The sequence below is a fragment of the Burkholderia torrens genome, assembly GCF_984668525.1.
Genome location: NZ_OZ480213.1, coordinates 491,673 through 512,675, shown reverse-complemented (window position 1 = coordinate 512,675; position 21,003 = coordinate 491,673). Strand labels below are relative to the sequence as shown.

Sequence of the window (21,003 nt, the reverse complement as noted above, 5' to 3'; positions counted from 1 at the left end):
ACACGGCACAGCTCATTCCGCCGCGAAGCCCTCCACCGTGCGGGTAACCGCCCTGGCGAGCGGAACGCCGCCGTCCATGCCCCCGCCTGCCTTGCTCATTCTCGCCTGGCAAAGCGGGCTGTCCGGATCGAGTGCGTCGAGCAGCAATCGTCCCTTGTGCGTCAGGTGAGCCTGGCGCCGGCCCGACGCGCCATGCTCGAGCATGACCAGTTGGCGCTCGAGCAGCGCATCGAGTTCGGCGCGCTTCATGTCGATCTGGTCCGGCGCCTGGCGGACCAGCATCAGGGTCGCAAATTCGTGCGGACTGAGCATGTCCACCTCCTGTCAGCAATGGAACCGAAACAGCGCGGGTCGCACCTGGCGCGTCGTTTGCCCGCCCCCCATCGCGCCGGCCGTCTATTCAACGTTCACCTGGATGCGGCGCGGCTTCGCCTCCTCGCGGCGCGGAACGGTCAGCTTGAGGACCCCGTCGCGCAACTGCGCATCGATACGCGAGACGTCGAAGTCCGGGCTGATGCTGAACGCACGCCAGAAGTGAGGATGGCGAACTTCCCCATGCTGAAGCCGCAATCCGGAAGGTGTCGGAATGACCGCTTCGGCTTCCACCGTCAGGTTGCCGTCCTGTACCCGCACGTCGAGCTTTTCGCGAGGCACGCCCGGCAGGTCCGCATAGAGCGTGATGCCGCGGTTGTCCTCGAATACGTCGACGGCAGGCGCGACCCGCGTGACTTGCTTCGCGGGCGTCCCGTCCGCGCGGCCGGCCACGCCGGTGGCGGCCTCACGCTTCGTCAGTTCGGTGCTGTCGTTCATGATGTCCTCCGTTCGTTTCGTGCCTGGATCGACTTTCACTGGACGGCAATGGCGCGCGGCTTCGATGCCTCGGAGCGCCCGACGCTGATGGTCAGGCAACCGTTCACATAGCGCGCATCGACCTTGTCCGGATCGGCGTGCTGCGGCAATTCGATCACCCGCCGGAACGCGCCCATGAAGCGTTCGCTCGCGTAGACGCGCGCTTCGTCGTCCCCGTTCGACTCGGGCGGCTTGCGCTCGCCGCTGATCGTCAGCAGCCCCTTGTCGATCGAGACGTCGATCGCGGCCGGATCAAGCCCCGGCGCGAACGCGACGACCTCGATGCTGTCGTCGGTGCTGCCGATGTTCACCGCGGGAAAGGTTTCGCTGCGCGTGGCGCGCAGACTGGCGGGATACGCCGCAAAGAGGCTGGCCATCTGCCGTTGCAGGCGATCGAATTCGCCCAGCAGATCGGTGCCGAAGAAAAGTTCGCTCATGACTGGCTCCTTGAAACCGGGGCCCTTCACGAGAGACGAACGGAACCACGCGCTCCAGTCCGCCTGCCCGTGGGAAACCCCGCCGACAAACAAATCGAAACACGCAGCGCTTAGTGCGACTGCCTTGGCGATCCCTAACATAGCGCAAGAAACGAAAATTTCAAGATGCCGTTCGACATGTCGCCGGGGAGGCTTCATGATCCTTTTCGACAGGCTTCACGCAGAAACATTTTGTTACATGTTGACGTTTTTACGCCCTCTTGAAGCGCGCGGCGGATGCCTCTATTTCGGTTTCCGCCAGACAGTGGTGCGGCTGCCCGGCGGCGACACTCACGTCGCGACGGTCGGCAGCCGGATTCCTTTTTCGTGAACCTTCAATCGCTCAGGAGATGAGAATGCAGATTCGTCCCCTCTACGACCGGGTTATCGTCAAGCGAATCGAGACGCAGCGGACGACGGCCTCGGGCATCGTGATTCCCGACTCGGCCGCGGAAAAACCCGAACAAGGCGAAGTCGTCGCGGTCGGCAGCGGCCGGCTGCTCCAGGATGGAACGCAGCGCGCGCTCCAGTTGAAAGTCGGTGACCAGGTTCTCTTCGGCAAGTACGCAGGCCAGACCATCAAGGTCGATGGCGAGGAACTGCTCGTCATGCGCGAAGAAGACGTGATGGGCGTGCTCGAAGCCGATACCGGCGCCGCCCGCAAGGCCGCCTGAGATCCCGAGCCGGTCGCGAACACCCGACGGGCCGTTCGCGACGCGCCGAGTCAACGACTACTATCCGGAGCAACACCATGAGTGCAAAAGACGTCAAATTCCACGACGGCGCCCGTGCCCAGATCGTCAAGGGCGTGAACCTGCTCGCCGATGCCGTGAAGGTCACGCTCGGGCCGAAAGGCCGCAACGTGTTGATCGAACGCAGCTTCGGCGCGCCGACCATCACGAAGGACGGCGTGTCGGTCGCGAAGGAAATCGAGCTGAAAGACCGCTTTGAAAACATGGGCGCGCAGATCGTCAAGCAGGTCGCATCGAAGACCGCGGACGTGGCAGGCGACGGCACCACCACGGCCACCGTGCTCGCGCAGGCGATCGTGCAGGAAGGCATGAAGCACGTCGCCGCCGGCGTGAATCCGATGGACCTCAAGCGCGGCATCGACAAGGCCGTGGCCGCCGTGCTTGAGGAACTTCGCAAACTGTCGAAGCCGATTTCCACGAGCAGGGAGATCGCGCAGGTCGGTTCGATCTCGGCGAACGCCGACGAAGCGATCGGCAAGATCATCGCGGATGCGATGGAGAAGGTCGGCAAGGAAGGGGTCATCACGGTCGAGGACGGCAAGTCGCTCGACAACGAACTGGATGTCGTCGAGGGGATGCAGTTCGACCGCGGTTACGTCAGCCCCTACTTCATCAACGATCCCGAGAAGCAGGCTGCGTATCTGGATGACGCGCTGATCCTGCTGCACGACAAGAAGATCTCGAACATCCGGGATCTGCTGCCGGTCCTCGAAGCGACCTCCAAGGCAGGCAAGCCGCTGCTGATCGTGGCGGAAGACATCGACGGCGAAGCTCTGGCCACGCTCGTGGTGAACGCGATGCGCGGCATCCTGAAGGTCGCGGCCGTCAAGGCGCCCGGTTTCGGCGACCGCCGCAAGGCGATGCTGGAGGATATCGCCATCCTGACCGGCGCAACCGTCATCTCGGAAGAGACCGGCAAGCAGCTGCAAAAGGCCACCCTCGAGGATCTGGGGCAGGCCAAGCGCGTCGAGGTGCGCAAGGACGACACGATCATCATCGACGGCGCGGGTGACGCGCAGCGCATCGATGCGCGCGTGAAGTCCATCCGCACGCAGATCGACGAAACCACGAGCGACTACGATCGCGAGAAGCTGCAGGAACGCGTCGCGAAACTCGCGGGCGGTGTCGCCGTCATCAAGGTCGGGGCAGCGACCGAGGTCGAGATGAAAGAGAAGAAGGACCGCGTGGACGACGCGCTGCACGCCACGCGCGCGGCGGTCGAGGAAGGCATCGTGCCGGGCGGCGGCGTGGCACTGCTGCGCGCGCGTTCGACGATCACGGGCCTGAAAGGCGCCAACAGCGACCAGGATGCGGGTATCCGTATCGTGCTGCGCGCGCTCGAAGCACCGCTGCGCGTGATCGCTTCGAATGCCGGGGACGAGCCCTCGGTCGTCATCGCGAAGGTACTGGAAGGCACGGGCAACTTCGGCTACAACGCCGCCACCGGCGAGTTCGCCGATCTCGTCGAAGCCGGCGTCGTCGATCCCACCAAGGTGACGCGCACTGCACTGCAAAACGCTGCGTCGATCGCCGGCCTGGTCCTCACGACCGATGCGTCGGTTGCCGATGCGCCCAAGGACGAGAAGGCCGCGCAACCTGCAACACCGGAGCTCGAGTACTGACCCGGTAGCGGTTCGTGCATGCGCCGGCCAAACAGTCGCGGCCGGCGCGACACGTTCGGCGCCGCACGCACGCATACGGCATGCGGCGCCGCTTTTTGCCCCGGAATCGACATGAAACTCGTCCTTCACATTGATTCGAAGCCGCTCGACATCGAGATCGACGATGTCGTGGCAGGACTGCTGTGCGCCCGCCTCGATCTTCCAGCCAACGCGGCCAACGAGGATGCGCTCGCGCACTATCTCGGCAAAAAGGGCGAGCCCTGGATGCTCGACGAAGAACACATGCGAAAGCGCATCTTTCGCCGGCTGATCCTGGACATCGCGGATCCGGCGCTGATCATCAGCCATCTCATGGCGAACGATTAGCACTCCATCGCAGCGACCGCGGCCGGCGCACGACGCGGCCGATTTTCGGTGAACCCTCGCGCGGCGTTAGAATAGCGCCCCTTGTGATGGGAGACGAAAATGTCCTGGTTCATATACGAAGTGCCCGAATACCACGAAGACGCTGCGCGCATCGAGCCCTACAGCGACCTGCGCAGCCGCGTGCTGAAAGGCGCCGGCCTGGCCATGGCAGACGAACTCGAAAGCGTTCGCGAGAATGCCGCGGCGACGGCGGATACCGCCGAGCGCCCGCTGCGTACGCCGGAGAATCCGCATGTCTTTCCGATTCCTTACGCCGACTCGATGATCCTGGTCGGGTTCATCTTCGATCTGAAGCGCGAATTCCGGCAACTGGTCGTGTCGCCCGTGGAAATGCCCTGGCTGAAAGACGCGTAAAAAGTTGCCGGGCGCGCCCGCCGCGGTGTGTCCGGCAACCCTAGCCGAGCCAGCGCGCGTCGGGCCAGTGGCCCTGTTCGAACGTGGTCTTCACGCAGTCGAGCAGCACGCCGACCACGCAACGAACCGGCGCGGTGGCCTGCCGGCTGCTGGGCGCCGCCAGCACGATCGTGCGCCGCAGCCCCGGCGGCGCGAGCGGCGCCGCGCTCAGCGTGCGCTGCTCGATCTCCTGCGTGACGGCGACGGCCGGCAGGATCGTCCACCCGTGACCTTGCGCGACCAGTTCCTTCTGCACGCTCAGCGCATTGGTTTCGGCCACCACCCGCAACGTCACGTCGGCCTCGGCCGCCGCGTGCTCGATCGCCGCGCGCAGGCCATGCGGGGCGGACGGCAGGATGAACGACTCGTTCGCGACGCGCGACAGCGCGACCGGCCGCTTGCGCACCAGCCCCGCCGACGGTGCGGCCACGGCCCACAGGCTTTCCTCGATCAGCGCCTTGACGTGCAGCGCGGGCGTTTCCTTCTGCCCGTACAGCAGCGCGGCATCCACGTCGCCGGCTTCGAGCCAGTCCTGCAGGTGCCCCGCATAGCCGATCGTGAGCCGCAGGCGGATGTGCGGATAGCGCCGCGCGACCTCGCCCGCCAGCCGCGTGGCCAGCAGATCCGACGTGCTGGCCAGCAGCCCGATGCTCACGATGCCCGCGACGGGCCCGTCGGTCGGCTGGATCTCGGCCTTGGCACGCGCCACTTCGTTGAGGATGCGCCGCGCGTATTCGAGCATCGTCTTGCCCGACGGCGTGAGCTGCATCCCGTGACGGCTGCGGTCGAACAGCTCGGTGCCCATGTCTTCCTCGAGCAGGCGCAACTGGCGCGATACGGCAGGCTGCACGAGGTTCAGCAGGCTCGACGCGCGCGTGACGTTGCCGGTTTCCGCGACGGTGACGAACGCGCGCAGTTGCTTCAGATCCATCGCAGGGTCCTCGATACCGAAAACTGATCCATCGATCAAAAAATTCTATTTTTTGGCGAATCCATCAAAACTTATTATGGACCGCGACGATGCCAGTGACGAGACAGGATTGATGAGCGCTTCCGTTTTTTCCGCCCCCGACCAGCACCAGGCCATCCGCGACGCGGTGCGCGGCCTGTGCAGCCAGTTTCCGGCCGAATACCACCGCAGGATCGACGAGGCCCGCGGATATCCCGAGGCATTCGTCGATGCCCTCACGCGGGCCGGCTGGCTCGCCGCGCTGATTCCGCAGGAATACGGCGGCCCCGGCCTGTCGATGGCCGAGGCGTCCGTCATCATGGAAGAGATCAACCGCTCCGGCGGCAACTCGGGCGCGTGCCACGGCCAGATGTACGTGATGAACACGATCGTGTTCAGCGGTACGGATGCGCAGAAGCAGCGCTATCTGCCGCGCATCGCGTCGGGCGAACTGCGCATGCAGTCGATGGGCGTGACCGAGCCGACCACCGGCAGCGACACGACCAGGCTCCAGACCACGGCCGTGAAGAAAGACGGCCGCTGGGTCGTCAACGGCCAGAAGGTATGGATCTCGCGCGTCCAGCACAGCGACCTGCTGATCCTGCTCGCGCGCACCACGCCGCTGGACCGGGTGCAGAAGAAGAGCGACGGCCTGTCGTGTTTCATCGTCGAGCTGGACCAGGCGATCGGCAACGGCCTCACGGTGCGGCCGATCCCCAACATGGTCAATCACGAGACCAACGAATTGTTCTTCGACAACCTGGAGCTGCCGGAAGACGCGCTGCTGGGCACCGAGGGCAAGGGGCTGAAGGTGATCTTCGACGGCCTGAACGCGGAGCGCACGCTGATCGCGGCCGAGTGCATCGGTGACGGCTACTGGTTCCTGGAGAAGGCGCGCGACTACGCGGTCGAGCGCAAGGTGTTCGGCCGCCCGATCGGGCAGAACCAGGGGATCCAGTTTCCGCTGGCCGAGTCGTTCATCGAGCTGGAAGCGGCGAACCTGATGCGCTGGCGCGCGTGCGAGAAGATCGACGCGCGCCAGCACGCGGGGGGCGAGGCCAACATGGCCAAGTACCTGGCCGCGAAGGCGAGCTGGGAAGCCGCCAACGCGTGCCTGCAGACGCATGGCGGCTTCGGCTTCGCATGCGAATACGACGTGGAGCGCAAATTCCGCGAAACGCGCCTGTACCAGGTCGCACCGATCTCCACCAACATGATTCTCGGGCATGTGGCCGAGCACGTGCTGGAACTTCCCCGTTCCTACTGACCATGCAAGCACGCAAAGGCCCCCTGAGCGGAATGACCGTCATCGCGCTCGAACATGCGATCGCCGCCCCCTTCTGCACGCGCCAGCTCGCCGACCTCGGCGCGCGCGTGATCAAGGTGGAGCGCCCGGGCGTCGGCGATTTCGCGCGCGCCTACGATCAACGGACCCACGGCCTCGCGTCGCATTTCGTCTGGACCAACCGGTCGAAGGAAAGCCTGACGCTCGACCTGAAGCAGCCCGCCGCGCAGGACGTGCTCGGAGAACTCGTGGCCCAGGCCGACGTGCTCGTGCAGAACCTGGCGCCCGGCGCGGCCGCGCGCATGGGCCTGTCGTTCGACGCGCTGCACGCGCGATACCCGCGCCTCGTCGTCTGCGACATCTCCGGCTATGGTGGCGACGGCCCCTATCGCGACAAGAAGGCCTACGACCTGCTGATCCAGAGCGAGGCCGCGTTCCTGTCGATTACCGGTACGCCCGACGAACCCTGCAAGGCCGGCGTGTCGATCGCGGACATCGCGGCCGGCATGTATGCGTACACGGGCATTCTCAGCGCGCTGCTGCAGCGCGGCCTCACGGGCGAAGGCTCGCACGTGGAAATCTCGATGCTCGAAGCGCTCGGCGAGTGGATGGGCTTCCCGATGTACTACGCGTATGACGGCCAGCAGCAGCCGGGCCGCAGCGGTGCGGCGCACGCGACCATCTATCCGTACGGCCCGTTCACGGCCGGCGACGGCCGCGTGGTGATGCTGGGCCTGCAGAACGAGCGCGAGTGGAAGGTGTTCTGCGATGCCGTGCTGCGCGACCCGGCGCTGGCGGCCGACCCGCGCTTCGACGCCAACGTGCGCCGCTCGGAACACCGCACCGAACTGAAGGCCGTGATCGAAGCGGCATTTGCGGGACTCACCGCGCAGGAAGTCATTGCACGCCTGGACGACGCGCAGATCGCCAATGCGGCCGTCAACCAGGTGGGCGATCTGTGGGCGCACCCGCAACTGCATGCCCGCCAGCGGTTTCGTTCCGTCGATTCGCCCGCCGGCGAACTGCAGGCACTGCTGCCGCCCGCCACGCTCGACAGCTTCGACGTGCGCATGGGCCCGGTGCCGGCGCTCGGCGAACACAGCACGGCCATTCTCCGCGCGCTCGGGCGCACCGATGCCGATATCGAACAATTGCGTGCCGCCGGCGCGATCTGAGCCATGTCCACCGCCTCTCTCCCCGTCCAGCACGCCCGCAGTCTCCTGTTCGTGCCGGCCACCCGGCCCGAGCGCATTGCGAAGGCGCTCGATTCGGGCGCCGACTGCATCGTCATCGACCTCGAGGATGCGGTCGGCATCGACAGCAAGGACGACGCACGCGCGCAACTCGCGCAGCACCTGCCGCGGCTGACTTCGGCGCAGCGCTCGCGCACCGTCGTGCGCGTGAACGCCGTCGGTACGCCGTGGCACGACGCGGATATCACGCTGTTGAGCGACTGGATGCCGCAACGCGTTTCCGTGATGCTGCCGAAGTCGGAAGACCCGAACGCGCTGCGCGCCGTCGCCGCGCAGCTCGGCGATGAAGCGTGCATCGTCGCGCTGATCGAGTCGCTGGCCGGGCTCGATGCAGCGGATGCGCTGGCGCGCGATCCGCAGGTCGTTCGCCTGGCATTCGGCCACCTGGATTTCCAGCTCGACCTCGGCATGCGCGCGTCGCCCGACGAGCCGGAGCTGGCCTTTGCACGCAATGCGCTCGTGGCCGCGTCGCGCCGTGCACGGCTGCCCGCGCCGATCGACGGCGTGACCGTTCGCACCGACGATGCCGTGCAGCTCGCGGCTGATGCCCGGCGCGCACGCGCGTTCGGCTTCGGCGGCAAGCTGTGCATTCACCCGGCGCAGGTCGCCGTCGTGAACGACGCGATGGGTTATTCGGATACCGAACAGGCGTGGGCGCGCCGCGTGATCGACGAAGCCGGGAAGCACGGCAGCGCGGTGTTCAACCTGGACGGCCGCATGGTCGATCTTCCGGTGATCCGGGCGGCCGAGGCCATTGTCGCGAGCATGCGGAAGTAAGTGCAATTTTCCGAACGATGGATGACGGACGACATCCATCGATGCCCGCTGACCGCCGCTCCACTTTCGTCTGAACCGCCCTGGCAGACGGCCGGCCGCGTCATCTGAAGCTGGGAAAGAAGCGCCAGAGCACCTGCGGGCTCTGGATAAAAAATCGTCGGCAAGAACACTTGCTCCGAGTGATCGCCTTGATTTTCGGGTGCAGGGAGAGTGAGGCAGTACCGCACGGTTGCTGCTCACCAGTAAGCCCCTGTTTGGGCGACTCGCCAGCATTCTAGAAATCCGATCTACGCCTTCGGGAATGTGGAGGTGGTCAACCGGGCATCCTCCGTCGAGCGACATGTTGCAACGTCACCGTATCGATCCATCGACCAGGCAAGCGACCTCACTTCGGACGCGCGGCACTTTTGCGAGGCGTCACGCGTCCCGGAGCAGATCCCGGTTCAGCCAGGTTTGCCCACCGAAATTCGGTAGCGTCCAGCCGGCAAATTGCCGAGATAAGCGTAGCCGCTCCGACGATTGACGCCTTGCGGGCCGCCAGACGACACGTCAGCTTGCACGGTGCGCCCGTTGACGACCATCGTGCGACGCCCCTCTCCAACGGGAACGCCAACCGCCCCGGTCGTGCCAGGCGGCACGACGACCGTCAGTTCGAAGTCGACTCCCGAAGTCCGCCACTCGACTTCGATCCCGCCGTAAGGGGTCGGCACCCTCCCCCGCGCCCAGCGCACATCGCCCGGCTGGGGTTCGACGAGCCACGATCGATAGCCGGCCAAGAGTGGCCGCACACCGAGTACGTATTTCGACAATGCAGACGTCGGCCCTGACGACCAGCCGTGCGCGAGGCTTGCGTAGGTGTTGCCGGCGTCGGCAGGCGGAACGGGCGTGCCGTCAGGCGCGATCGCTTCCCAGGTCGCACCGCTGTAGTAAGGACTGCCGGCTCGCATATGCCCCCATACGGTGCGAATGACCGACAGTGCGCCTCCCGCATCGCCGGCTTCAAACCGCGCGGCAACGTCGAAACTGGAAACGAACGGGCTGATGATCTGGCTGAGCAGCGGCGGCGTCCGGTAATCAGGCGAAAATGCGAGCGGACCGTTGACGGTGGAAAGCGCAGTGCGCATCTTGCCGAGAATCGTCGCCCACCTGTCCCGCGGCGCAATACCGTAAAGCACCGCCAATGCATTTGCATCCTGGGCGACCGGACCGCGAATCTGGTCGCTGATGACGTACAGACCGCTACCGGAATCGTAGAGCGTCGCGTTGACCGCCCCACGCACGCGGGCTGCCAGCGCATCGTAGTCACGCTGGGCGCCAAGGTCGCCCACGGCTGCAGCGAGCTTCGCCCCCCCACGGAGCGCACCGTAATACAGGGTGTTGAACTCCGTCACCGTCCCGGTCAATTTCGACGCATCGTGCGGGTGCCAGTCAGCGGCATTCGACGCGTCCGTCACGATCAGGCCATTCGCATTGGTCAGGCCTCGCAGGTAGTCGAACGAACGGCGAACGGCTGCCCAATTCGAACGTACGAAGTCGAGATCGCCCGTGTACAGGTAATAGTCGTACAGGGACGTCAGGAAGTAGATCGAATAAGACAGCGAGTAATAGTACGCATCGGGCATTGCATCCGCGCTCGCCACGCCGGCCGCAAGTTGCGGGGGAAGATCGCCGGGGAACATGCCGTTCGAACGCTGATAGGCGGCATACAGTCCCAGGGAGCCGGCAACGGCGTCAGTGGCACCGGTCGAGTAGTAAATCGTCGGCGCGCTCACGGCCAAGTCGCCACTCCACACGTACCGGTCACGCTTCGCACCGTCGAGAATCACGGCAAAGCGGTTCGTTCCCGCGGCGAAGGCATCGAGGACGGCCGGATCCGTCAGCTTCGCATCGAGCAACGTACTGCCTCCCCCGGTAATCTTCAGGTTGCGGAACAGCCCTGCACTGCCGTCGTATCCCGCGAAGCCGAACGAGCCCGGTGAAGGTATGGGTGCATCGAGCACGAGCCGGTCGTCCACATAAACCTGCACGGCGCTTCCTGCCACGGTCTTCACGTGATGCCACGTGCCACGCTTGAGTTCGAACGGCAACGCGACCTGGGCCAGCGTGCCGGCCACGAAAGGATGCGTGAGCCGAAGCGTATTCGGGGTCCCGATAGCATCGTCGCTCGCGGCTAGTACCAGCCTGAATCCGCCGCTCGGGCTCGCGCCGACCATCCAGCCGGCCTCGTTCTCCAGCACCTGGACGTCGAACTCCGCGGTGTAGCCGGTCCACTTCGTCCCGGCCTGGTAAATCGAGAATGTGCTGTCCCTGACGACCAAACCCTGGGGCGTCACGGTCCAGGTAGGCGGCAAGCTGCGTGCCGGGACCGTACCCAGCTCGACCGTGCGCGCACCCAGATCCCAAATCTCGTTCAACGCCGGATCGCTGGACGTGAAATAGCCGGCGCGCTTTTGGGGTGCGGGGACGAGCGGACGGATACCCACGCGAGACAGCGTCACGCTGCCCGGCTGGGTCAGCCGGATGACCTGAAAGCGCTCTCCGCCCTGAACCAGGCGACTCACGATCAGCCCTGGGCCGCTCGGTCGATACGTGTTCACGCGCGACAGGCTCACCGCCCCGCCATTGCCGACGAAAGATACGTTGAACTCGGCGCCGTCCGGATAGGAGCCGTCTCCATTCGCGCCGAGGTACTGTTGGGCTTCCGCATAGACCGCCTGTAGCGCGGGACGCCCGGACACCGAGTTCACCAGGAACACCGGCAGACCACCGACCACTCGCCCGTAGTCCAGCATGATGGTCGGAGAAGGACCGCCCGGCGCCATCGTCAATGTCGTCGAGCCGCCCGTGGTCAACGCGTCGGCGTTGGCCACGTTACCCGCCGTGCTGACGACGCGAACCGGACGAATCAACTCTCCATCGGTGGTTTGCGCCATCACGCACGCGGGTCCGAATACCCAGACCGACACGGCAACGACCCATCCGCGCATGCCTGGAAACAGCGCCTGTCTGTTCATATTTGATTGATAGTTCGAAGATGCTGCGTTGAACGCGCGGGACCGGGTCGCGACATGCACGGCGTGGCCGCGAATGCGCAACACGGGATGCGTGAGCCGTGTCCCGCGGGACACCCCGCCCGGACATCAGGCGGGGTCGCGGAGCGTCAGATCAGAAGTTGAATTGATCGATGTTGGACGCATCGAACGTCGTGGGCGGCCCGAGGATCACTTCTCCGCTCTTGCCGATCGTGCGCTTGCCGAGCTTGCCCGCCTCGAAACTCTCGCCTTCCTTGCCGGAGATCGCACCCGATGCGAGATTGGCGGCAGCATAGGCGGCGAGGTAGCCGAGTTGGCCCGGATCCCAGAGCTGGAACGCCTTGACCGTGCCGTTCTTCACGAAGGCTCGCATCTGGTTCGGCGTGCCGAGCCCCGTCACCGCCACCTTGCCCTTGCTCGACGACGTCGAGATATAGCGTGCGGCGGCGGCGATGCCGACCGAGGTCGGCGACACGATCGCCTTAAGGTTCGGGTAGGCCTGCAGCAGGCCCTGGGTTTCGACAAACGATTTCTGGTCGTCGTCATTGCCGTATGCGATCTTGACGAGCTTCATCTTCGCGTATTCCGGCTTCTTCAATTCCTCCTGCATCCACTTGATCCAGGTGTTCTGGTTGGTGGCATTCGGCGTTGCCGACAGAATCGCGAACTCGCCCTCCCCGCCCATCAACTTCGCGGCGAGCTGGATCTGCCCGCGGCCGATGCTCTCGGCATTGGCCTGGTTGACGAAAACATTGCGGCCATCCGCCGCCGAGTCGGAATCGAACGTGACGACCTTGATGCCCTGCGACATCGCGCGCTTCAGATACGGCACGACCGCATTGGGATCGTTTGCCGCGATCACGATCGCATTCTGTCGCTGCGTAATCAGCGTATTGACATACTGAACCTGCGACGACGCGCCAGCGTCCGAAGGGCCGACCACCTTTCCGTCCCCCTTGAACTCCTTGATGGCCGCCATCCCGCCTTCGTCGGCAATGACCTCGTACGGGTTGTTGATCTGCTTCGGCACGAACGCGATCTTCAGGCCGTCCTTCACGCCGGTTGCACCGGCGACACCCCCGACTCCGAACAACAGGCCGCAAACCGCGACGGTCGTCGTAATGCGCAGTGTCTTGATCATGCTACGTCTCCTGTGAATCGCCGGGCCGCCCGCCCGGCGTTGTTGATATGCGTTGGGTTCACACTCGGCACACGGTGCCGTTCAATGCGCGATCGCGCGTCGCGCTCTGCGTGCCCGCCAGCCTGCGACGAGATTCGGGATCAGAACGGAAGACAGCAGCAACACGCCAGTGACGATCGTCAAGGTCTCGCTCGAGACGTCGACGAGCGTGAGCGCGTTCTTCAGGACACCGATAATCAGCAGCGACAGCAGTACGCCGTACAACGAGCCGCGTCCGCCGAAGATACTCACGCCGCCGAACAACACGGCAGCGATGACAGCCAACTCGAAACCTTCGCCGTTGTCGCCGCGCGCGCTCGTAAAGCGGAGCGTGTAGACGATGCCCGCGATCGCGCTCATCACCCCCGACAACACGAACAGCTTCAGCTTCGTGTTCCTGACATCGATGCCCGAAAAAGCGGCCGCCTGGTTGTTGGATCCAATCGCATACAGGCTGCGACCAAATGCCGTCGCCTGCAGCAAAACGGTAAACAGCACGGCAGCGACGATGACGATGACGAACGGCTCGGGAATGAATGTCGCGCCTATCGTATTCATCCCGAACGACGTGTAAGCCGCCGGGAAATCCGCAATCGCCTGGTCGCCGAGCAGCACGTATGCAAGGCCGCGAAACAGCGCGAGCGTACCGATGGTCACCGCCAGCGATGGCAGCTCGAAGCGGACGATCACCCAGCCATTGAAGAACCCGGCAAGCGCACCGCCAGCGAGCACCAGAACGAGGACGACCGGCATCGGCAGGCCGAGATGCCAGAGCACGCCCATCAGCGCGCTCGATGCACCGAGGATCGACGCGACCGACAGGTCGACCTCGCCCGTCACGACAATCAGCGTCATCGTCAGCGCCATCAGCGAGATCTCGGTGATGTCGAGCAGGATGTTGGTCAAGTTGGCCGCGTCGAGAAAGACCGGCGACAGCACGCGTGCCATCACCAGCGACGCTGCGAGTATGACGGCCAGCAGGACTTCCCAGCTCAGGGCAGCGGCGGACCGGCGGCCCGAAACCGCGGTGGATCGATTAACCATGGTCGCGTTTCCTCATCATGCGTTTTGCAATGGAGCGGGCGAGCAGCGTATCGGCGGCGACGGCCGCCACGATCAGCGCGCCCTGGATCGCCTGCTCCCAGAACGGCGAAACGTGAAGCACCGCGAGCGCGATGCTGATGACACCGAGCACGACCGCGCCAAGCGTCGCGCCCAGGATCGTGCCGACGCCGCCGTTGATGGCCACGCTGCCGACCACGGCTGCCGCGACCACCTGGAGTTCGATGCCCTTGCCCGTACTGGCATCGACCGTGCCGAAGCGTGCGAGCCAAAGTGCGCCCGCGAAGCCCGCGATCGCGCCGGAGATCATGAAGCCGGTCATGACTCGCCGATCGACCCGGATGCCGGCCAGCCGCGCCGCCTCAGGATTGGAACCGATCGCGTAATGTTCGCGCCCGCCGCGAAACTGCTTCAGATAGACCGACAATCCGGCGAGGACGGCGGCGGCAACCAGCGCCAGGATCGGAATGCCCACGACCGAGCCGGTCGCAAGCCGCGAGAACGCGTCGGGCAGGCTCGTGGCGTTGATCTGACCGCCGTGGACCCACGCATAGTCTGCACCACGAAAGATGTAGAGCGTCGACAGCGTCGCGACCAATGACGGGACGCGGCCGATGGCGACCAGACCGGCATTGACCGCACCTGCCGCCAGTCCGATGGCGAGCCCCGCCGCCAGCGCGACCGGTACCGGCATGGCCGGATACGCGACATAAAGGGCGCCGACGCCATACGCGCTGATGCCGACCACCGAGCCGATCGACAGGTCGATGTGCCGCATCAGCATCACGACCGTCATGCCTGCGGTCAGCAGGCCGACGATCGACACGTTCAGCAGCACGTCCCGCAGGTTCTGCATGCTGAGAAACTGCGGCCGGGCAAGCGCCGTGCATGCGACCAGCGCCACCAGGACGACGAACAATGTCGCCTCGCGTCGCCTCATGACCGCAGACAATCCGCCAGCCAGCGTCCCACGCCTCGGGAAGCGCTCTGTTCGATTCATCGTGTTCGTTCCGCTTGTCATGCCGCCCGTCCCAGTTCGATATCGTCTTGCCCGAGCGCGGCCCGCATGATTCGCTCTTCGGTCGCGAGCGCACGCGGAATCTCCGCGCTGATGCGACCTTCGTGCATCACGAGCACGCGGTCAGCCATGCCGAGCACTTCCGGCAGTTCGCTCGAAATCATCAGTACCGCCATGCCGTCCCTGACCAGCTCCGACAGCGCCCCATACACTTCCGCCTTCGCGCCGACATCGATGCCTCGCGTCGGCTCGTCGATGATCAGCACCTTCGGACCGGTCGCCAGCCACTTGCCGAGCACCACCTTCTGCTGATTGCCGCCAGACAACGTGCCGACCGGCAACGTCAGGTCGCTCGCCTTCAGGCGCAAGCGGGCTCCCCACTCATGCGCGAGCACCACTTCACGCGCAGCGGAGATCAAACCGTACCGTGTCAGGCGGCCGAGCACCGTCATCGACGCGTTGCGCGCGATGCTGAGTTCCAGCGCGAGTCCTTGCTGACGCCGGTCTTCCGGAACCATCGCGAGCCCGGCCTTGATCGCCCGTCCGGGTTGACCGGGCGCGAGCACCTTGCCCGCCACGCGGATCTCGCCCGAATCGAGCGGGTCGATGCCGAAGATCGCCCGCGCCACCTCGCTGCGGCCAGCGCCCACCAGGCCGGCCAGCGCGACGATTTCACCGGCGCGCACATCGAACGACACGTCCTTGAACACGCCGATGCGCGTGAGTCCGCGCACCGCCAGCTTCACGTCGCCCGGCTCGACCTGCGCTTTCGGATAGAACGTCTCCAGGTCACGGCCCACCATCTTCGCGACGATGTCGGCCGTGGTCATGTCCGACGTGCGCGCGTCGAAAACCTTCGCGCCGTCCCGCATGATCGTCAGGTGCTGCGTCAACGCGAACACTTCCTCCAGACGGTGCGTGATGAACAGGATCGCCGCGCCCCGTTCGCGCAGCGTCCGCACGATCGCGAACAGCCGCTCGACTTCGGGCAGCGACAGCGCGGCGGTGGGCTCGTCCATGACCAGCACGTTTGCGTCGACCGACAGCGCCTTCGCGATCTCGATGACCTGCTGGTCCGCAATCGACAGGCCGCGCACCAACTGCTGCGGTTTCAGGTTCACGCCCAGCGATACGAGCAACTCGGCCACTTCCCGGTGCATCGTGTCGTAATCGATGCGCCCGAGCCGGTCGACGGGCTGCCGTCCCATGTAGATGTTTTCCGCGATCGACAGATCGAAGAAAAGCGTCGGCTCCTGATAAATCACCGCGATGCCGGCATCGCGCGCATCGGCCGGCGACGAAAATCGCCGCTCGGCTCCGTCGATGGTCAGCGTGCCCGTGTCGGGCGCATGGACGCCCGCGAGAATCTTCACGAGTGTCGATTTGCCTGCGCCGTTTTCGCCGAGCAGCGCGTGCACTTCGCCCGGCATCATCGTGAGGTTGCCGTCGATCAGCGCGCGCACCGCGCCGAACGACTTGCTGGCGCCGCTGAGCGCCAGCCGCGGCACGGCCGTGCCGCTTGAGGATGTCTGCACTGTTGTCTCCGTCGATATTGTCGTTGTGCGGCCGCCAGCCATTGCGGCGGCCGCTGTCACCGCTAGATTCGATAGATGCGCTCGGCGTTGGCGACGAACAATTGCCGGCGCTCGTCGTCGCTCGCGCCTGCGACGATGCGCGCATAGGCTTGCCACAACGCGTCGTACGAGCCGAACAGCCTGTCGACCGGAAAGTTCGACGCGAACATCGCACGCTCGATGCCGAAGGTATCGAGCGTCTCGAGCACATACGGACGCAGGCTTTCCACGGTCCAGTGATGATCGAACATCGCCAGCCCGCTGACCTTGACGGCCACGTTCGGGCACGCGGCCAGCGTTTTCAGGCCCTCGCGCCACGCGCGATAGCCGGCGGGGCTGTCGCGGTCGACGAACATTCCGGCGTGGTTCAGCACGATCTGGATGTCCGGGTACATCCGCGCCAGCTGCGCCGCCTCGTCCATCTGGGATGGGTAGAGCTGCAAGTCGAACGACAGGCCGTATCGCGCAAGCAGTCCGAAGTTTTTCCGCCAGACCGGGTCGCGCAGGTAATGCCGCTGAACATAGCCGTACAACGGGTTGTCATGCACATTGAGGATCTGGCGAATGCCGCGTACGTTTGCGAACGCAGCATGTCCGGCCAGCGTCGCCTCGACATCGGGTGCGCTCAGATCCGCCGCGGCGACGATGCCGTTCGGCCATCCGGCAGCCCGTCCGTCGCCTGCATCGGCGAGCGCCTGCAGCCAGCGCGTCTCCTCGACCGGGTCGGCCGGGTCGTGATTGGCCTCGACGTGCACGATCTTCACGATCTCGATCTCGCCCGCATCGCTCAACAGATCACCGGGCAGGTAATCGTGCTTCAGCAGCAGCGCATCGCCGACGAACGACGTTCCCGGATTCGCGAGCCACGGGTAGTGGTGCGTACCGGGCGACCAGAAATGCACATGGGGATCGATAACTTGCATGCTGCTTCTCCGTGTGCGGGTCAGGGAAGATAGAACATCGGGACCAGCGGTTTCTGTGCCGGTGCGCCGTCCGAACCGGTGGCCATGATGTCGGACATGAAGCCCCACCATTTGCGCATCACGTCGTCGGTCACGAGCCGGTCCATCCGGTGACCGCGCTCGCGCTTCAGCACGGCAAACAGATGGTTCGTCGCATCGTCGAGAAAAATCCAGTAGTCGCGAATGCCGGCCTCGTGAAGCGTGTCGACCAGCTCGGGCCAGATTTCCCGGTGGCGTCGCCTGTACTCCTCGCTCTGCCCGGGGTTCAGCACCATCCGGAAGGCGATCGTCTCCATGTTTGAATCTCCGTCGTGTCATGCCGCTTTTCGTGCGCCAGCGGCGTATGGCAGCGACTATAATTCCGCCACCGATAACAAACCAATCCGTATTCGTGATTGGGCGATCCACAAACCGAATCGCATTCCTCACATGAGTCCGCACGACGCCACCGTCTCTCTCATCAACCGCCTGAAGTTCAAGCACCTCGCGCTCCTCGTGGCGCTCGACGACACGCGCAACCTCCATCAGGCCGCGGACGAGATCAACGTCGCGCAACCGAGCGCGAGCCGCATGCTGGGCGATATCGAGGACGCATTCGGTTTCCGGCTGTTCGAGCGCAACGCCCGCGGCATGTCTCCTACCGCGCTGGGAGAGGTCGTGCTCACCTACGCTCGCCGCGCACTGTCCGACCTGACCCGCTTCGCCGAGGATCTGGACGCAAAGCGCCGCGGCGGGCACGGCCAGCTCACGGTCGGCGCGATCATGGGCGCCGCACCCGACGTACTGGCACTCGCCGTCGCCACGCTGAAAACCGAGCGCCCGCTCCTCAACATGCGGATCCTGGGCGAGACCAGCGATCAGATCGTTCAGCTCCTCTACCGACGCGACGTCGACCTTGCACTTGGCCGACTGACCGCATCGCTCCAGCACAACGACTTCAGCTTCGAGCCGCTCGCACGCGAGACGCTCGTGCTCGTCGTGCGCCCCCGACACCCGCTCGCCGACGTGTCCCGCGTGTCGCTCGACGAGCTCGTCGCGTGGCCCTGGATCGCGCAGCCGGTCACGAGCCCGGCGCGCGCCATCCTGGAAGAGGAGCTTGCCCGCGCGAATCTGTCGACGCCGGCCAACGTCACGGAATGCGGCTCGATCTTCGCGACCCTGCAGCTCGTCGGCACGTACGATGCCGTCGCGATGCTTCCCGAATCGGTCGTCCGCGACCACGTGCGCGCGAAGCTGCTCGTCGCACTGCCGATCGAGATCGGCAAGAGCCTGCCCGGCTACGGGATCCTCACACGCAAGGAGGAACCGCTGTCCGAGCCGGCGGTTCACTTCATTGCCCTGCTTCGCCGCTTCTCCCAGCCGATCGCGAACTGATCACGCGGGCCCCGAAGGCGGCCGTTCGCTCACTGCAGATTCACGAACATCCCGCCGTCGACCAGTAGCGCGGCACCCGTCACATAGCGTGCACGGTCGGACGCGAGGAACACCACGCAATCGGCAACGTCCTCGGGCTGCCCCAGCCTGCCGAGCGGGATACGCTTCTCGAAATAGCGCCGCTTGTCTTCGTCCTCGAGGTCCGCTGCGTTCAGATCGGTCGCGATCGTCCCCGGCATCACGGAATTGCAGCGAATACCGTATGGCCCAAGAGCGATCGCGCACGACTGCATCAACGAGTGCACACCCGCCTTCGTCGGCGTGTAATGCGTCTGCATGCCGCCCCCCACGAGTGCGCTGATCGAACTGGTCGCGACGATCGCGCCCCCCGTTCCCTGCTCCTTCATCTGACGTGCAACCGCCTGCGTCACATAGAACGCGCCGTTCAGGTTGACGCCGATCGTGCGCTCCAGGACCGACGGAGGCATGTCGAGAAACGCGTGAAACGGACAGATGCCGGCGTTGCTGGCCAGCACGTCGACCTTGCCGAACGCGTCGACCGCGTGGCGAACCAGGTCGATGCCGGTTTGCGGCAGCGCGACGTTGCCCTCGATCGCGATCGCGCGACGGCCCGCGCGCTCGACTTCAGCAACGACTTCGGCAATGGCGGAGCGCCGCCCATACGACGCGTCGTTGTCGCCCCAGTAATTGACGACCACGTCCGCGCCTTCACGCGCGCTGGCGACGGCGATAGCCCGGCCGATGCCCCGCGAGCCCCCAGTGACGATGACGACCTTGTCTTCGAGCAGCACCTTGTTTCTCCTCGTTGCGTTCAATGCGTGTATGGACGAACCAGCGCGCACTCCGGATTGAGCCGCACGCCGAATCCCGGCCGGTCCGGCACCTTCATCCGCCCGTTGACCGGAACCGGTTCGTCGAGCAACAGCGGCGTGAACATCGGTACGACTTCGTCCGCCTTCGGTGCCATCATCAGGAACTCCGCGAACGGCGAATTGTGGCGCGTCACGACGAAATGGTAGCTGTACACCGACGAGCCGTGCGGTACCACCATCACGTTGTGCGCGTCCGCCAGCGCCGAAATCTTGATGAGCTCGGTAATCCCGCCGCACCAGCCGACGTCCGGCTGGATCAGGTCGCAACATCCCATTTCGAGCAGCATGCGGAAACCCCACCGGGTCGCCTCATGCTCGCCCGTCGACACCATCATGCCGCGCGGAACGTTGCGCCGCAGTTCCGCATAGCCCCAGTAGTCGTCGGGCGGCAGGCATTCTTCGATCCACTTCAGACCGTATTCATGGGCGGCATTGGCAAGGCGCGTCGCATAGCGCACGTCGAGGCTCATCCAGCAGTCGAACATCAGCCAGAAGTCGTCGCCGACGCGGTTGCGCATGTCGGCGAGTTTCTCCAGGTTCTTCCTGAGCCCTTCCTCGTTCTCGGCCGGGCCATGCTGCAACGGCATCTTGCCGCCGATGAAGCCCATCTGCTTCGCGAGATCCGGGCGCGCGCCGGTGGCATAGAACACCAGCTCGTCGCGAACCGGGCCGCCAAGCAGCTGATAGACGGGCTCGCCACGCACCTTGCCGAGCAGATCCCACAACGCGAGATCGACGCCCGAGATCGTGTTGAGCACGACGCCCTTGCGCCCATAGTAGAGCGTCGCGTAATACATCTGGTCCCACATCGTCTCGATGTCGGTCACACAGCGGCCCTCGAGGAAACGCGCGAGATGCCTTTCGACGATGAACGCACCGATTTCGCCGCCCGTCGTGACCGCGAAGCCCACACTGCCGTCGCTCGCTTCGATCTCGACCACGAGCGTACCGAGGACGTTGATGCCGAACGACCGCCGGCTCTGACGGTATTCCGGGTAACGCGACATCGGCGTGGCGATGTGGTCGTCGATCCAGTGTCCGTCGTCCTGATCGTGATAATCCGCGCCGCCGCCGCGAACGGTGAACGCGCGCACATGCTTGATGGTGGGCATGGCCATGAAGAATA

At 65.0% G+C, this 21,003-nt stretch carries 22 protein-coding genes; 9 read left to right on the top strand and 13 right to left on the bottom strand.

The features are described 5' to 3' along the window. Window positions 1–12: 12 nt before the first annotated feature. The 3 genes from AC5LXX_RS32765 to AC5LXX_RS32755 form a co-directional block, all read right to left on the bottom strand. Complete coding sequence (locus AC5LXX_RS32765) at window positions 13–312, bottom strand: hypothetical protein (RefSeq protein ID WP_493414243.1); 300 nt, start codon at window positions 310–312, stop codon at window positions 13–15. Window positions 313–396: 84 nt separating this feature from the next. Further along, the gene (locus AC5LXX_RS32760; protein WP_493414242.1) at window positions 397–810 is read right to left on the bottom strand and encodes an Hsp20/alpha crystallin family protein; all 414 of its coding nucleotides are present in this window, start codon (window positions 808–810) and stop codon (window positions 397–399) included. Window positions 811–845: 35 nt separating this feature from the next. Next, window positions 846–1,286: an Hsp20/alpha crystallin family protein gene (locus AC5LXX_RS32755; protein WP_493414324.1), complete on the bottom strand. Its 441-nt coding sequence runs from the start codon at window positions 1,284–1,286 to the stop codon at window positions 846–848. A 196-nt stretch (window positions 1,287–1,482) separates the two neighbouring features. Between AC5LXX_RS32755 and AC5LXX_RS32750 the strand changes: the two genes are divergently transcribed. The 5 genes from AC5LXX_RS32750 (at window position 1,483) to AC5LXX_RS32730 (ending at window position 4,479) form a co-directional block, all read left to right on the top strand. Beyond that, the gene (locus tag AC5LXX_RS32750; RefSeq protein WP_493414241.1) at window positions 1,483–1,656 is read left to right on the top strand and encodes a hypothetical protein; all 174 of its coding nucleotides are present in this window, start codon (window positions 1,483–1,485) and stop codon (window positions 1,654–1,656) included. 25 nt (window positions 1,657–1,681) lie between these two features. After that, entirely contained in the window at window positions 1,682–1,999 is a 318-nt protein-coding gene (locus AC5LXX_RS32745) for a co-chaperone GroES (RefSeq protein ID WP_493414240.1), read from the top strand. A gap of 77 nt (window positions 2,000–2,076) precedes the next feature. Further along, window positions 2,077–3,699, top strand: a complete 1,623-nt coding sequence (gene groL / locus AC5LXX_RS32740; protein ID WP_493414239.1) for a chaperonin GroEL — start codon at window positions 2,077–2,079, stop codon at window positions 3,697–3,699. A 111-nt stretch (window positions 3,700–3,810) separates the two neighbouring features. Then, complete coding sequence (locus AC5LXX_RS32735; protein ID WP_493414238.1) at window positions 3,811–4,065, top strand: hypothetical protein; 255 nt, start codon at window positions 3,811–3,813, stop codon at window positions 4,063–4,065. 99 nt (window positions 4,066–4,164) lie between these two features. Next, entirely contained in the window at window positions 4,165–4,479 is a 315-nt protein-coding gene (locus AC5LXX_RS32730; protein ID WP_493414237.1) for a helicase, read from the top strand. 40 nt (window positions 4,480–4,519) lie between these two features. Here AC5LXX_RS32730 and AC5LXX_RS32725 read toward each other — a convergent pair whose 3' ends face one another. Continuing rightward, window positions 4,520–5,449 carry a LysR family transcriptional regulator gene (locus AC5LXX_RS32725; protein ID WP_493414236.1) on the bottom strand — a complete coding sequence of 310 codons (930 nt, stop codon included), beginning with the start codon at window positions 5,447–5,449 and terminating at the stop codon, window positions 4,520–4,522. A 112-nt stretch (window positions 5,450–5,561) separates the two neighbouring features. On the opposite strand from AC5LXX_RS32725, the gene AC5LXX_RS32720 reads away from it, so the two are divergent. From AC5LXX_RS32720 to AC5LXX_RS32710, 3 genes are read left to right on the top strand one after another with little or no spacing between them, the layout of a single operon-like run. After that, a complete protein-coding gene (locus AC5LXX_RS32720; RefSeq protein WP_493414235.1) occupies window positions 5,562–6,734 on the top strand; it encodes an acyl-CoA dehydrogenase family protein in 1,173 nt (390 codons plus the stop codon). A 2-nt stretch (window positions 6,735–6,736) separates the two neighbouring features. After that, window positions 6,737–7,927 carry a CaiB/BaiF CoA transferase family protein gene (locus AC5LXX_RS32715; RefSeq protein ID WP_493414234.1) on the top strand — a complete coding sequence of 397 codons (1,191 nt, stop codon included), beginning with the start codon at window positions 6,737–6,739 and terminating at the stop codon, window positions 7,925–7,927. A gap of 3 nt (window positions 7,928–7,930) precedes the next feature. Next, a complete protein-coding gene (locus tag AC5LXX_RS32710) occupies window positions 7,931–8,782 on the top strand; it encodes an HpcH/HpaI aldolase/citrate lyase family protein (protein WP_493414233.1) in 852 nt (283 codons plus the stop codon). 443 nt (window positions 8,783–9,225) lie between these two features. On the opposite strand, the gene AC5LXX_RS32705 is transcribed toward AC5LXX_RS32710, so the two are convergent. The 7 genes from AC5LXX_RS32705 to AC5LXX_RS32675 all read right to left on the bottom strand — a co-directional run bounded on the left by AC5LXX_RS32705 (window position 9,226) and on the right by AC5LXX_RS32675 (window position 17,906). Continuing rightward, window positions 9,226–11,880 carry an alpha-L-rhamnosidase-related protein gene (locus AC5LXX_RS32705; RefSeq protein ID WP_493414232.1) on the bottom strand — a complete coding sequence of 885 codons (2,655 nt, stop codon included), beginning with the start codon at window positions 11,878–11,880 and terminating at the stop codon, window positions 9,226–9,228. Between the two features lie 67 nt (window positions 11,881–11,947). Continuing rightward, on the bottom strand, window positions 11,948–12,955 hold the full coding sequence (rhaS, locus tag AC5LXX_RS32700) for a rhamnose ABC transporter substrate-binding protein (RefSeq protein WP_493414231.1): 1,008 nt from the start codon (window positions 12,953–12,955) through the stop codon (window positions 11,948–11,950). An 81-nt stretch (window positions 12,956–13,036) separates the two neighbouring features. Continuing rightward, window positions 13,037–14,038 (bottom strand): ABC transporter permease, encoded by a 1,002-nt coding sequence (locus AC5LXX_RS32695; RefSeq protein ID WP_493414230.1) that lies wholly within the window; start codon window positions 14,036–14,038, stop codon window positions 13,037–13,039. After that, window positions 14,031–14,996, bottom strand: a complete 966-nt coding sequence (locus tag AC5LXX_RS32690) for an ABC transporter permease (RefSeq protein ID WP_493414323.1) — start codon at window positions 14,994–14,996, stop codon at window positions 14,031–14,033. Before AC5LXX_RS32690 ends, AC5LXX_RS32695 begins: the two co-directional genes overlap by 8 nt. A gap of 77 nt (window positions 14,997–15,073) precedes the next feature. Then, window positions 15,074–16,651: a sugar ABC transporter ATP-binding protein gene (locus AC5LXX_RS32685; protein WP_493414322.1), complete on the bottom strand. Its 1,578-nt coding sequence runs from the start codon at window positions 16,649–16,651 to the stop codon at window positions 15,074–15,076. A 20-nt stretch (window positions 16,652–16,671) separates the two neighbouring features. Further along, window positions 16,672–17,571: an amidohydrolase family protein gene (locus AC5LXX_RS32680; protein ID WP_493414229.1), complete on the bottom strand. Its 900-nt coding sequence runs from the start codon at window positions 17,569–17,571 to the stop codon at window positions 16,672–16,674. A gap of 20 nt (window positions 17,572–17,591) precedes the next feature. Then, complete coding sequence (locus tag AC5LXX_RS32675) at window positions 17,592–17,906, bottom strand: L-rhamnose mutarotase (protein WP_493414228.1); 315 nt, start codon at window positions 17,904–17,906, stop codon at window positions 17,592–17,594. Window positions 17,907–18,039: 133 nt separating this feature from the next. Between AC5LXX_RS32675 and AC5LXX_RS32670 the strand changes: the two genes are divergently transcribed. Further along, the gene (locus AC5LXX_RS32670; protein ID WP_493414321.1) at window positions 18,040–18,984 is read left to right on the top strand and encodes a LysR family transcriptional regulator; all 945 of its coding nucleotides are present in this window, start codon (window positions 18,040–18,042) and stop codon (window positions 18,982–18,984) included. A gap of 29 nt (window positions 18,985–19,013) precedes the next feature. Here the strand turns inward: AC5LXX_RS32670 and lra1 are convergent, their stop codons facing one another. Both lra1 and rhmD read right to left on the bottom strand, forming a co-directional pair. Then, entirely contained in the window at window positions 19,014–19,796 is a 783-nt protein-coding gene (gene lra1 / locus AC5LXX_RS32665) for an L-rhamnose 1-dehydrogenase Lra1 (RefSeq protein WP_012363568.1), read from the bottom strand. Window positions 19,797–19,816: 20 nt separating this feature from the next. Next, window positions 19,817–20,995, bottom strand: a complete 1,179-nt coding sequence (gene rhmD / locus AC5LXX_RS32660) for an L-rhamnonate dehydratase (protein ID WP_493405907.1) — start codon at window positions 20,993–20,995, stop codon at window positions 19,817–19,819. Window positions 20,996–21,003 lie beyond the last annotated feature (8 nt).

Coding starts and splice junctions, on each gene's coding strand:
- rhaS (WP_493414231.1), bottom strand. CDS start 12,955: ATGATCAAGACACTGCGCATTACGACGACCGTCGCGGTTTGCGGCCTG.
- AC5LXX_RS32690 (WP_493414323.1), bottom strand. CDS start 14,996: ATGAGGCGACGCGAGGCGACATTGTTCGTCGTCCTGGTGGCGCTGGTC.
- AC5LXX_RS32755 (WP_493414324.1), bottom strand. CDS start 1,286: ATGAGCGAACTTTTCTTCGGCACCGATCTGCTGGGCGAATTCGATCGC.
- AC5LXX_RS32730 (WP_493414237.1), top strand. CDS start 4,165: ATGTCCTGGTTCATATACGAAGTGCCCGAATACCACGAAGACGCTGCG.
- AC5LXX_RS32695 (WP_493414230.1), bottom strand. CDS start 14,038: ATGGTTAATCGATCCACCGCGGTTTCGGGCCGCCGGTCCGCCGCTGCC.
- AC5LXX_RS32750 (WP_493414241.1), top strand. CDS start 1,483: ATGATCCTTTTCGACAGGCTTCACGCAGAAACATTTTGTTACATGTTG.
- AC5LXX_RS32685 (WP_493414322.1), bottom strand. CDS start 16,651: ATGGCTGGCGGCCGCACAACGACAATATCGACGGAGACAACAGTGCAG.
- AC5LXX_RS32735 (WP_493414238.1), top strand. CDS start 3,811: ATGAAACTCGTCCTTCACATTGATTCGAAGCCGCTCGACATCGAGATC.
- AC5LXX_RS32745 (WP_493414240.1), top strand. CDS start 1,682: ATGCAGATTCGTCCCCTCTACGACCGGGTTATCGTCAAGCGAATCGAG.
- AC5LXX_RS32765 (WP_493414243.1), bottom strand. CDS start 312: ATGCTCAGTCCGCACGAATTTGCGACCCTGATGCTGGTCCGCCAGGCG.
- AC5LXX_RS32675 (WP_493414228.1), bottom strand. CDS start 17,906: ATGGAGACGATCGCCTTCCGGATGGTGCTGAACCCCGGGCAGAGCGAG.
- AC5LXX_RS32725 (WP_493414236.1), bottom strand. CDS start 5,449: ATGGATCTGAAGCAACTGCGCGCGTTCGTCACCGTCGCGGAAACCGGC.
- AC5LXX_RS32680 (WP_493414229.1), bottom strand. CDS start 17,571: ATGCAAGTTATCGATCCCCATGTGCATTTCTGGTCGCCCGGTACGCAC.
- AC5LXX_RS32670 (WP_493414321.1), top strand. CDS start 18,040: ATGAGTCCGCACGACGCCACCGTCTCTCTCATCAACCGCCTGAAGTTC.
- rhmD (WP_493405907.1), bottom strand. CDS start 20,995: ATGGCCATGCCCACCATCAAGCATGTGCGCGCGTTCACCGTTCGCGGC.
- AC5LXX_RS32720 (WP_493414235.1), top strand. CDS start 5,562: ATGAGCGCTTCCGTTTTTTCCGCCCCCGACCAGCACCAGGCCATCCGC.
- AC5LXX_RS32715 (WP_493414234.1), top strand. CDS start 6,737: ATGCAAGCACGCAAAGGCCCCCTGAGCGGAATGACCGTCATCGCGCTC.
- groL (WP_493414239.1), top strand. CDS start 2,077: ATGAGTGCAAAAGACGTCAAATTCCACGACGGCGCCCGTGCCCAGATC.
- AC5LXX_RS32710 (WP_493414233.1), top strand. CDS start 7,931: ATGTCCACCGCCTCTCTCCCCGTCCAGCACGCCCGCAGTCTCCTGTTC.
- AC5LXX_RS32760 (WP_493414242.1), bottom strand. CDS start 810: ATGAACGACAGCACCGAACTGACGAAGCGTGAGGCCGCCACCGGCGTG.